Source organism: Paenibacillus sp. FSL H7-0331 (genome assembly GCF_001956045.1).
On sequence record NZ_MRTH01000011.1, the window covers coordinates 1 to 11,186 of the forward strand.

The 11,186-nt window shown below is 42.9% G+C and carries 10 protein-coding genes and 1 pseudogene; 5 read left to right on the forward strand and 6 right to left on the reverse strand.

The features are described 5' to 3' along the window. The first annotated feature begins 393 nt into the window (after positions 1-393). Positions 394-1,614: pseudogene (locus tag BK127_RS17355) on the forward strand (IS110 family RNA-guided transposase). 289 nt (positions 1,615-1,903) lie between these two features. On the opposite strand, the gene BK127_RS17360 reads toward BK127_RS17355, so the two are convergent. The 6 genes from BK127_RS17360 to BK127_RS17385 all read right to left on the reverse strand — a co-directional run bounded on the left by BK127_RS17360 (position 1,904) and on the right by BK127_RS17385 (position 6,692). Further along, a complete protein-coding gene (locus BK127_RS17360) occupies positions 1,904-2,794 on the reverse strand; it encodes an alpha/beta hydrolase family protein (RefSeq protein ID WP_076232495.1) in 891 nt (296 codons plus the stop codon). A 33-nt stretch (positions 2,795-2,827) separates the two neighbouring features. Beyond that, complete coding sequence (locus BK127_RS17365; RefSeq protein WP_076232498.1) at positions 2,828-3,703, reverse strand: GyrI-like domain-containing protein; 876 nt, start codon at positions 3,701-3,703, stop codon at positions 2,828-2,830. 391 nt (positions 3,704-4,094) lie between these two features. After that, complete coding sequence (locus BK127_RS17370; RefSeq protein ID WP_083689386.1) at positions 4,095-4,688, reverse strand: IS3 family transposase; 594 nt, start codon at positions 4,686-4,688, stop codon at positions 4,095-4,097. Next, positions 4,649-4,906, reverse strand: a complete 258-nt coding sequence (locus BK127_RS17375) for an HTH domain-containing protein (RefSeq protein ID WP_076232502.1) — start codon at positions 4,904-4,906, stop codon at positions 4,649-4,651. Before BK127_RS17375 ends, BK127_RS17370 begins: the two co-directional genes overlap by 40 nt. A gap of 277 nt (positions 4,907-5,183) precedes the next feature. After that, positions 5,184-6,179 (reverse strand): DGQHR domain-containing protein, encoded by a 996-nt coding sequence (locus tag BK127_RS17380; RefSeq protein ID WP_076232504.1) that lies wholly within the window; start codon positions 6,177-6,179, stop codon positions 5,184-5,186. A 33-nt stretch (positions 6,180-6,212) separates the two neighbouring features. After that, the gene (locus tag BK127_RS17385) at positions 6,213-6,692 is read right to left on the reverse strand and encodes a DUF6042 family protein (RefSeq protein WP_076232506.1); all 480 of its coding nucleotides are present in this window, start codon (positions 6,690-6,692) and stop codon (positions 6,213-6,215) included. Between the two features lie 132 nt (positions 6,693-6,824). Between BK127_RS17385 and BK127_RS17390 the strand changes: the two genes are divergently transcribed. The 4 genes from BK127_RS17390 to BK127_RS17405 all read left to right on the forward strand — a co-directional run bounded on the left by BK127_RS17390 (position 6,825) and on the right by BK127_RS17405 (position 11,181). Beyond that, positions 6,825-7,187: a helix-turn-helix domain-containing protein gene (locus tag BK127_RS17390; protein WP_076232509.1), complete on the forward strand. Its 363-nt coding sequence runs from the start codon at positions 6,825-6,827 to the stop codon at positions 7,185-7,187. Between the two features lie 261 nt (positions 7,188-7,448). Continuing rightward, a complete protein-coding gene (locus BK127_RS17395) occupies positions 7,449-7,640 on the forward strand; it encodes a hypothetical protein (RefSeq protein WP_076232511.1) in 192 nt (63 codons plus the stop codon). A 591-nt stretch (positions 7,641-8,231) separates the two neighbouring features. Then, positions 8,232-8,987, forward strand: a complete 756-nt coding sequence (locus BK127_RS17400; protein ID WP_076232513.1) for a hypothetical protein — start codon at positions 8,232-8,234, stop codon at positions 8,985-8,987. A gap of 634 nt (positions 8,988-9,621) precedes the next feature. Then, entirely contained in the window at positions 9,622-11,181 is a 1,560-nt protein-coding gene (locus tag BK127_RS17405; protein ID WP_076232516.1) for a type I restriction-modification system subunit M, read from the forward strand. The last annotated feature ends 5 nt before the right edge of the window (positions 11,182-11,186 follow it).

An 11,186-nucleotide genomic window follows, 5' to 3' on the forward strand; every position in this document is an offset into this window, starting at 1 on the left:
ATCTTCATCGCCACCTCGGGGTTTTTTATATAATTACCCCATTTGGCGACTTGTTAATTTCTTAGTTGCGTTCTATATAGACTGGAGTTGTTGATCTAATGTGGTTTTTCAATTATTAATTTGGCAGCCTTCGCAAAATAAGTTTTAGACGCCCATGCCGCTAACGCGGCACCATCAGATGATGAAAATGGACGTTTGCGATATAATTGACTTACGGCTGGCGAAGGGAGGTCGGCAGTCAATGGTGCCTCGAGCCCGAGTTTTAGACTGACCTCAACGACCAGGTGCACCACAGAATGTTGCTCCATTTCGGAAGCACGCAGGATAGAATAACCATATGCGGTTATTGCACCAGCCCCTTCAATTTGACATGCCGTAAGGAGAGTGTCTTGGATGGACGTCGTTTACAGTCATGTATGCGGGCTTGACGTTCACAAAAAGAACATCGTTGCCTGCGCCATCACACCGAAAGGCAAAGAAATCCGTACGTTTGAAACCATGACCGATGATTTGATCCTTCTCGCCGACTGGATCAAAGACAGAGGTTGCTCTCACGCTGCCATGGAAAGCACAGGAGTCTACTGGAAGCCCATTTAAAATCTACTAGAGCTCGAAGGCATTGAAGCTCTAGTGGTGAACGCTCAGCACATCAAGAATGTTCCTGGACGTAAGACGGATGTGAAAGATGCGGAATGGATTGCCGGGTTACTGCGCCATGGCCTTTTGAAAGGCAGTTACATCCCTAAACGAGAACAACGTGAATTAAGGGAATTGATCCGGTACCGCCGAAGCCTTATTGAAGAGCGTGCGCGAGAAGTAAGCCGCATTCAAAAAGTGCTGGAAGGGGCCAATATCAAGCTCTCGTCCGTTGCCAGCAATGTGCTGGGAAAGTCGGGACGCGCCATGATTGAAGCGATGATTGCTGGCGAAACGGATCCCGGCACCTTGTCCGAACTGGCGAAACGAAAGCTGAAAAGCAAGAAAGCGGATTTAAAACGTGCATGGAACGGCTTGATGGGTCCTCATCAGAAACTCATGCTGGGTGCCCAACTACGGCACATCGATTATTTAGATGAAGAAATGAGTAGGCTGGATGAAGAGATCAAGAAGCGCATGCTCCCTTTTGAGGAAGACTTGGAACTCCTTGACACCATTCCCGGTGTGGGAAGACGGACGGCAGAAACGATCGCGGCCGAAATTGGTCTGGATATGAATCAATACCCATCTGCCGCCCACTTGTGCTCATGGGCAGGACTGTGTCCGGGTCAGAATGAAAGCGCCGGAAAACGAATCTCGGGAAAAACACGCAAAGGGAATAAAAAGCTGCGGAGTACGCTCGTCGAAGCTGCAAAAGCTGCAGCTCGAACGAAGGGCACTTATCTATCCAGTCAATATCATCGAATTGCGGCACGCCGGGGAGCTAATCGAGCTACGGTTGCCGTAGCGCACAGCATTTTGTCTATGACCTACTACATCCTCAAGCGAAAGCAACCTTATATGGAACTGGGTCCCACCTACTATGAGGAAAGAAAACGTGACGTGATCATCAAGCAATCTATACGAAAGCTTGAGTCTTTAGGCGTCTCAGTAACGGTTGATATTGCCGTTTCCTAATTTTTTTGGAGTATTTTATTTAATCCTTTATCGGCAGCCCCGGCCATTTCGCTCTGGTTTGAGGGTCACTTTCCTATTGTCATTTTAAGATCTTTCGTTGAAGGATATTTTCAGGATAGACTGTTCCAATAAAGTAAGCAGCGGCGGACTAAGACGTGAAAATAAAGTCTTAGACTGCCGCTGCTGTTTCAGCCTGTTATTGAACTAACATTCCCCAGTTAGCGTAACGATTAGTTAATCGAACTCTCAGTTAACATTTGATTTCGACGGAAAGTGATTGTTCCTAATGTTAAGTCAACAGAAACTCTACTATTTCAGCCTTCAGCGTTTCGTGAAATTGCACGCGATCAAAGCCGGGCGGGTCTTGCGAGGGGGGAAAGGCTGGTGAAATCATCTCAGCTGGGAAAGGAGTCAGGAAGGAATAATGTCCGGCATTCTCCACCGTCCGATAGCGAATCATTTGCGGTTCAGCAACACTATTCATGATGATCTGCGCGTGAAAAGGAGGTGTGTAAGGGTCTTGCTCGGCATCCAACATGAGAATGGGGAGCCGAACGTTGCTTAATGCTCCCTCATTACGGAACCAAACGGACGCCGGGGCTAGCAAAATCAGGGACCGGATGCGTGAATCATAAGGAACATCGATCTGCTGCGGCTTCCCATCCGGGCTCTCAGTAGGGAAGGAGGTCGGGATGCCGCCAGCTGCTGCAAGCGCGGTGTAGCCCCCCATGGAATGCCCGATGACCGAATGGCCTCCCGGCTGGAGAAGCCCCTTAAACCTCTCATCTTCAAAAAACCAGTCGGCTGCCATGCGAAGGTGCCGGGGGCGATAGGTGAGGTTTTGGACAGTACCTTCCAAATTATTATCGTTGCGGTTATTGAATGGATGTTCGAGCAGGCCAACGATAAAGCCGCTGCGCGCCAAATGCCGAGCGAGCGACCGGTACACAAGCGGTGAACCGCCTGTACCGTGTGAAATGAGGACTAGCCTAAATTTTCCATCCAGCGGCGCTGCGTCTCTGGCCACCTCCAACGAGTACGGCCCTATCCTATCAGTCTGTTCCGGTGCATCTGTCGGATACATCACGATCATGGGAACGGTCACCCTCAATGCGTTGTCGGTAATTTGTACCTCGCAGCAACCTGCATATACTTCAACAATGTCTTCTATTTTGTTCATCTTGATCTCTTCCTCTCCTTGAGCTACATGCTCCTAATATGGCGAGCCAACGGGAATATATATGTCTAATACCGAATCCTCGTTCATCGGACCTAGATATCGATGGTCGTAACGCACAAACTCCGGGCAATTCGCACGAACGCTGCCTGACTGGGGTAACCACGTTTCATAAATGTACTGGAACGTATCGTTGAGTCTCGATAATGTCCCCTTATGAGTAAAAACCGCATAAGTTACCACTGGGAGCAGCTTAGCGACCATTCCCAAGGGAACTACACTCTCCTCGCTAGCCACCTCGACACAAGCGATATAAGTGATTTCCCATTGCCTACCTGTAAGTTCAATGACCGCATAAAATATGTCTTCCGTATCCGGCTTTCGCTCAATTTCAAACAAACGCTGCCTAAAGCTCCGCCATAGCTTTCCGACCTCGTCCGAATTGACACCCGGTATTGACATGCCGACCAGATTCAGCTTATTCAGGCAGACAAAAGCTGGCACGAGGGAGACGCTCTTATTCAAATGCTGTAGCCCCACTTCATCCAACGGAAGCTTCTCCATTGCCCGGAACAGCGTGTCCTTCATGTCCCTTTGCTTTCGAAATTGTCCAGGCGAGATGGAGAACATTTTCCAAAAGGCTCGGGTGAAGGATTCCTGAGACTCGAACCGGTACAAGATGGCAATATCTATGATCCTTTGGTTGGTATAAAATAAATCGTATGCTGCTTGTGTCAATCTCCGCTTGCGTATGTACTCCGAGACGGAGTTTCTCGTAACCGATAGGAAGATCCGGTGAAAATGGTACGGCGAATAGCCCGCAGCCTCCATAACCTTGGTGCTTAAGCTCTCATCGGTCAGATGATCCTCAATATAGGTAATGGCCTTGATTACCAAATCCTTATAATCCACTTTAATGCCTCCATATCGATATACTCACTTTACGACAGATGGAACGCTCTGTTTTGATATTTTTTGCGGAATTTTACTTTACTCAACAGCTAACACTACTTTCCAATCGTAGATAGTTTCCTGATCAGCCACACTCTTCGGTTCGCCAAAAGAGCGACCTCTGGCAATTGCTCAGTCTCGCTGGTTTTAAACAAATCTGCCCGTCCCTCGGTTAATGATGCATCGTTAGTCTAAGACTTTATTTTCCTGGTCTACATCTTTATTTTCTTAGTCTACAACTTTATTGAGTCTAATGTAGTGTAGTGCTTAGGAAAGAGTAAATAAGCCCATCACCGTAAATTGGAAGTTATTTAATTTCCAATTTGTAGGGTGTTGGGCTATCAATGTTCTATTAAAGGCTATTGGGAAGCGTTCGATGTTCTTGAGTCGCCTTTGCCATACGTTTGTAGGGATTGGGTTTTCTATGAGGACATACGAGGTCGAATTTCTTCATAAGCCTGCGGATTCTCTTCAGGTTGTAGATCACACCAAATTCGTTCTCAAGCGTCATCTTAATTGAACGAGAACCCTTTTTGAAGCCTTTCCTATGGAATGCTTTCTTGATCAGTTCTCCGGCTTTCACATCCGAAAGAGACCGCTCTTTGCGGGTATCAACAGCTTGTATGTAGTTATAGTATCCCGAGCGAGATACATGAAGTAAATCGCAAAGGTAACGAGTCGTGCGTCCTACACCCTGACCCACAGTCTCTTTAATCAGCTCAAATAACTTATTCTTACTTAGGTTCTTTCCCTTTGCTACCAGCAACCTTTCTTTCGAGTCTAGCTTTTTTAACAATTCCACCTGAGACTCAAGGAGTCTAATTCTTGCTTCCTGTCTTGCAATCACTTCATCCTGCGTTAGTTCACGCTTTAGGGGACGTCCAGAAGCTTCCTTGCGGGAGTCGGCTAGTCCAATGATCCGTCTTTTCCGTATGCTTTCTTCCAACGGTTTGCGCTTTGTTCAACTCGCTTCATTCCAATTACGCTGACATCAAATCCATTAGCTTCAAAGATTTCTTTAGGAGTCTTTCCTGACATGTAAAGGTCGATAAACAACTGCTTAAATTCATCGGCATAGATTATTGATTTCGTGCTTGCCTTGACAACGTATTTATTCGTTGATAAATGCTTTCGTTCTTTTTCGCTAAAGATTTTCTTAGACATGATGTAATCCCCTCCGGTGCTTACTCTAGTATACAAAAAAAGATACCCACAGTCTGAACACTTTTTCAAAGTGTCCAGACTATGGGTACCAGTGTACTAAAAGATTCCCGTTCTTCTCCTTTTTATTATTGGGTAGCCAAGTCCATACAGAAACACATCTGCGTTTGCTACTTTTCGGCTCCTCCGTGAGAGGGTTGTTTAGATGAGACAATTTTACAATTTTTTGAAAATACTTAAATAAGTGCTTTCGGTCTCTAAACGCCCCTATCTACTCGAATTATGAGAGCATATGATCTTTTAGTTCCGTAGCTAAACTCTTTGAGCCGCTCATACCTTTTAAATATTTTAATGGCCCGTTAATTGACCAGTCTATTTTGCTTATTTTCTTTATAGCCTTCGTAATTCCATTATAATCAAACTGTCTTTTACTTTCGGTAGTACATTTGGAAAGAACTTCAGAACCAGCAATTGAAAGTGCATCTAGACATACGATATGCGTTAATCGGTAACCACTGTAGTCTAGCCATTCATGTGAGAACGTCTCCTTAATATTGTTAAAGTACTGTAACGCCATTGTTAGCTTTTCTTCTTTAGAAAAGATAATGATTTTAGGATCTTTATTCAAAAGGTATAAAGTGCGATAGAGATTTTGTAGGGTCACGTGGCGTCCTTTATTTCTTTTTCCGATTATGCTACCAATATGGTAAAAGGGACTTTCTTGTCTAACTAAAAGTTCCGTTGCCATCCAACTAATATCGTCAGTATCTCTCCTTAAATATTTGCTAAGTGATGTTCCAATTCCTTTTGCTTTTGTGTTTATTGTGTCAAAAAGTCTAATTTCTTCATCTTCATCAAGGCAATGAAAAGCAAGAAAAGGAATAATAATCTCTGAATTTGTTTCTTGGATATAACGCTTTATGCCACCCAGACGATGTTGACCATCCATTAGTGAGGCTTTTCCTTTACAGATTAAACGTCCAAAAGCTGGCCTTTGTTTATCATAAACAGAAAACTCCCAATTGCCTCCTGCGTTTAGCAAAATCGGTGTAAATAAAGCGTCTTCACCTTTGGATAAGTATATTGCAAAATCACTACATCTTTTAGGATCGACTGGGCGTTGATATCCTTTAACCGAAGGGTCATCAAAAGGTTTAACATAGGTAAGATTCATAGAAATTGAAGCTGATAAATGACTTTGGTATGCTACTTTTCCGCGCATCTTGCATTGTATTACGTTTTCAATCACAATTTGGCTTGGAAGTGTGTTATTCATGCTGTATTCGCTCCTGTGATATAATTGGTTAAATCAATACTTTAGTACAGAGGATACCTTAGGAAATGGACGGATCAAAAGATCTAGTCGAAGGACTTGATCATCATCAAGATATTCTAATATTAGTCCTAAAGAAATAAATAAACTTATCACGTCTTGCATATCACTGGGGTAAGTTAACCCATTTTTTTCCAACCGTTCTTTAACTGACCGTTCTCTTGCATCAAACAAAAGGTATTGTTGTGATTCTTTGAGGTTAGAAAAGTCGGTTTCACAATGCTCAAAGTTCCAAAACCATTGGTGGTCATCTTTGCTGATGATATATTCAATTATTTCATTCTTAGAAAAATTCATTCCAATACAGTAACTAATCTGAGGTAGGGTAATCATATTAATAATTGGTAGCCAACCAGCCCAACCATTCTCACTAATACTACTAGGTACTACACAATGTCCAGATGGAATCATATTTAAATTAGACAATAATTTCACGGTGATTTTACCATGATTCATATTTGTTAGTTACCCTCCTCCCTTTGAAGATTGAACATGACTCAATAAAACAAATATACCACTTATAAGTTTATTTTACAACAAACAAGGAACACTTATAGTGTTATTATAAATTGACAACCGAGGTGTATTATGTCAAACCTAAAGGTTATTATTGGTGAAAAAATTAGAGATCAAAGAAAAATTAAGGGGCTTACTCAGAAGGAATTAAGCCAAAAGGCCAATGTTCAACATACATATTTGGGGGATGTTGAAAGGGGAGTTCGAAATATCTCTATAGAATCCTTGGAAAAAATAATGGAAGCTTTAAGCATTGAGCCAACAGATTTATTCGAATACAAGGCCATCGAATATAAAGATTCAAGCAGCGAGTTTGATTTAATTATTAAAGATCATGTAGAGTTGTTAAAAACAAAACACATTGAAGATGTAAAAATGATTAATCAAATTACAAAAGAGATATTCAAATCGATTGAGATGAAAAGAATTAAGTAAATACGTTGTACTTATCAGAAAAGCCTCGCAAAATCTCTTAGTTGTTTCATTATCTTAATGGTTAGCGATACATTGGTTATCCAAGTAAGTTAAACGGCCGAAAAAGGAACTAGTCGTTTGCCGTTGATGATATGGATCTTTTAGAACATGAATATAGTTTAAGATGTATAAAAGCGATTGATAGGAGTCCATTCTCTCCCCCCAAGTTGTGATGCTTGGGATAGATAGTCTTGAAAGATATCCAGAAAGGAGTGGATCCTTATGACTTGGACTGAATTATTAGGATATGTGTTAGTCCATGGAAAAGAGTCGTTCTATCTAGATGAAATGGACAAGGCTACGTTTTTAATTGAACTGGATCGATTGTTTATTACGATGCTTCTAGGGGAAGCAGAACAGATCTGGTTATACGGGGGTGGTCACATGAAGCTAAATCCTTCTTTGCGTTTGTAGCGAATTGCAGGGCCGCAAATGAAGCGCGAGAAGCCGGAGGACACCAAGAAGCTCCCCATTCGAAACCACTACAACTCCCCTCTTTTCCACAGCGCATTCATTTTTACTTCCACAGCGCAAATGTTTCATTTCTTATTTAGTATTTGCTTATATATGGTATCTTTTTCGATTTTATCCTTCGGGGAACCCACCATCCCTCATGGGTTCATCCTGGATATGCAAATATTGATCCAATTTGTTTCACGAATACATATTTGGTGCTTATGGGTTAGAGGCATTCGTGATCCCCGACATCGGCAATCACCGAGACGCGGCCCTTATCTGATGGAAATAAAGTTGTAGACTGCAAAAAAATGTTACAGAGCCAGCTGGTTGGCACGATGTAATCGGTTAGCGGCTTATCAAAAAGCACGGTCACAGGTTTGTGTCTTTGATGTAGTATTTGATGGCGTTTCCTCGGTGGCAGCAAATCGAGTTCGCTCTGTAATATTAATATTTATGTTATATTGAAGATACGATGGAGTTGAAAATAAAGTATGATAAACAAGACAAAGAGGGATAAACCACTTTCTTTTTGCAAAGGAGAATAGTATGGCAGTTGAAATTACCCATACCGAAGATAAGATTTACTTCAAATTTGAAAATGTCAATAAGCTTGGCTTCACCGATTACGATAAGAAGCTTTTTGAGAAAATCAGAGCTGTGAAATGGACCGTTTCAAATGGCAGGTACATATATTCATCCAAGCTAAAAATGTCTCTCCATCAGATAGTTATGGCTCACTGGTACGGTGAAGAAGCGCTTACCGAGTCCAAAAAAGCGGGATATATCGTCGAGCATCATAATAATATCGGCTTTGACTGTCAAATCAGCAATCTCAGCTTTGCCCCGGAACCACAAAATAAACAAAAGGCTTTCGGATATGACAAAGAGCGGCTAACCATGTTGGAAAACATTGCGATCAACTTCTATAAGGACTTCGAAACCGGGCGATATCAAATTACAATCGGCTTTAATAAACCATATTTTATTGTGAATCCAAAGCAAAACACAGCAATCGATGTCGCCGTCATATTCCTGATTTACAACGACGACTTCTACCGGACGATGACCGACGCGACCAACATTCTCCATGAGCTCAAAGAATATGGTAAGCTTGAATTTTCAAACCTCCGCAATGTTGGGTTTCACTACAAAGAAGCGATCCATATCCCAGCGGATGCGCCAGAGAATCAGGTATTTTTTGTAGATGACGACGGACGAATAGCTGTAAGACTCGGAACACCGCATCTCATCATCAACCAAATCGGTGAGAACAAAGATCTATACAAAGAGAAGGATAGCTAAATCAGCTATCCTTCTCCATCTTCGCTTACAATATCTCCAAAGTAGCGGCCAAATTATAACCGTTTCGCCTTCGATAAAACTCTTCCGATTTCTCTGTATGGTCAAAATACTATCCCGCCGAATCAAATCCCGATTAATAACTGGCGCTATAATTATTCAATCCACTCTAGTTTTTAGGCCGCGTCATTCAGTGGTAGTCTAGGATTTTATTTTCGTGTCCTATAATCGCTGCTGTTTCTTTTATCAGGTCAGTCCAAAACTGTTTAAGTATTTATCGGGATATCAAGATATTTCAGGTCATTTATGGGAGAAGGCAGGATTCTTGACGGTTCTCGAAGAATTTATAAGTAGTCCATAAGTCACGTACCAACGAATAAACCTTGCCTTATCATTGAAAGGCACCTAGGCGTATATTGAGGCTGATCATAGCGGTAAATGGAATGGCCGAAATATGCTGTAGCTGTAGCGTTTTGCTTTATCAAGCAATCTAGAAATGAATGCTACTCTTAATCGTTCACTCATTGTACAATTCGAATGCATGTTCGATGACATCATGTTGTCATCCTGCATTGTTATTATGGATGATAAATACAACACAAATCTACGATACGACTTCAGGGGGAATTATTTTAGTATGGCTTCAGTAAAAGCAGACATCAATTTTGAGAAGGACCTATTTGAGGCTGCCAACCGGATGAGGGCGACTCTCGCCCCTGCGGACTATAAGCACATCGTCCTTCCGCTTATATTTTTACGCTATTTATCTCTACGCTATGACAAGCGTCGCAAAGAATTGGAGCGACAATTAAGCAATCCCCATTGTTCGATGTATTTTGAAGACGAAGAAATGCGGCTGGAAATTCTGAACGACCGTGACCAATATATTGCTGAACGTGTGTATGTGCTCCCCGAAGATGCGCACTGGTCGTTCATTGTCAAAAATGCCAAACAGCCGAACATCAAAGAGATCCTAGACAGCGCCATGAAATTGATTGAAGCGGAGAACGTGGATTTGGTCGGCGTATTGCCGCGCATCTATCAATCGACAAACCTGCCAATCGAAAACTTAGCATCCCTGATCGAGATTTTCTCTCGGGATACGTTCAGTTCTTCCAGTCAAGATTCGGTGGATGTTTTGGGTCGTGTGTTTGAATACTTTATTGGCAATTTTGCCTCCAGCGAGGGTAACCGTGGGGGCATGTTCTTTACGCCTAGCTCCATTGTTCAACTGCTCGTTACCATGTTGGAGCCAGAAACCGGCACAGTATTGGACCCAGCCTGCGGATCTGGAGGAATGTTCGTGCAATCCCAGCGCTATGCACATAATGAGCAGGCTCTTTCATTCTACGGTCAAGAGAGCGTTGATCTTACGGTACGCCTTGGTAAAATGAACGTGCTCATGCACGGCATAAACGCCAACATTCGTCTCGGTGACTCGTTGCTCGACGATAAATATAAGGACGTGAAGTTTGATTTCGTCATCGCCAACCCGCCGTTCAACATGAAGCAGTGGGGAGCGGAGAAAATCCAGAAAAACGACCCCCGTCTTATCACCGATTACGACAAGGCCGTCACCGACAGCAACGCGAATTATATGTGGATGCAGCACTTCCTGTATCACTTGAAAGATGGGGGTACGACCGGCTTCGTCATGGCTAACGGTGCAATGACGACGAACAATTCCGGCGAGAAAGATGTTCGTCAGAAGTTGGTGGATGAGGGGTTCGTCGATTGCATCGTGCAATTGCCAGAAAAGTTGTTCTTCACGACAGGAATTCCATGCTGCCTGTTCTTCTTGAGCAAAAACAGGAATGGGGATAAGGACTTCCGCACGCGCAAAAACGAGGTTCTGTTCATTGATGCGCGGAAGAAGGGTATTACCGTGAGCCGAAAGCAAAGAGCGTTGACGCAAGAGGATATTGAGGAGATTGCTGCTGTTTATCATGCTTTCCGTAGTGCAGATGGAAAGTTTGAAGGCGTTGACGGCTTTTGCAAAACTGCGACGATTGAAGAGATTCGAGGTAATGACTATAAGTTATCGCCAGGAATTTTTGTGGGAACTGGTGCAGAGGAAACGGATGATGTTCCTTTTGAAGAAAGGATGCTAGAACTATCTGGGCGATTACAGGAACAATTTGCCGAGTCCAATAGGTTACAGCAACAGATTATTCAGAATTTAGAAGGGTTGTTGTAAATATG

Excerpts from the sequence above, each read along its gene's own strand:
- BK127_RS17385 (WP_076232506.1), bottom strand. The coding sequence starts at position 6,692 with ATGAATCATGGTAAAATCACCGTGAAATTATTGTCTAATTTAAATATG.
- BK127_RS17375 (WP_076232502.1), bottom strand. The coding sequence starts at position 4,906 with ATGTCTAAGAAAATCTTTAGCGAAAAAGAACGAAAGCATTTATCAACG.
- BK127_RS17395 (WP_076232511.1), top strand. The coding sequence starts at position 7,449 with ATGACTTGGACTGAATTATTAGGATATGTGTTAGTCCATGGAAAAGAG.
- BK127_RS17390 (WP_076232509.1), top strand. The coding sequence starts at position 6,825 with ATGTCAAACCTAAAGGTTATTATTGGTGAAAAAATTAGAGATCAAAGA.
- BK127_RS17360 (WP_076232495.1), bottom strand. The coding sequence starts at position 2,794 with ATGAACAAAATAGAAGACATTGTTGAAGTATATGCAGGTTGCTGCGAG.
- BK127_RS17380 (WP_076232504.1), bottom strand. The coding sequence starts at position 6,179 with ATGAATAACACACTTCCAAGCCAAATTGTGATTGAAAACGTAATACAA.
- BK127_RS17400 (WP_076232513.1), top strand. The coding sequence starts at position 8,232 with ATGGCAGTTGAAATTACCCATACCGAAGATAAGATTTACTTCAAATTT.
- BK127_RS17405 (WP_076232516.1), top strand. The coding sequence starts at position 9,622 with ATGGCTTCAGTAAAAGCAGACATCAATTTTGAGAAGGACCTATTTGAG.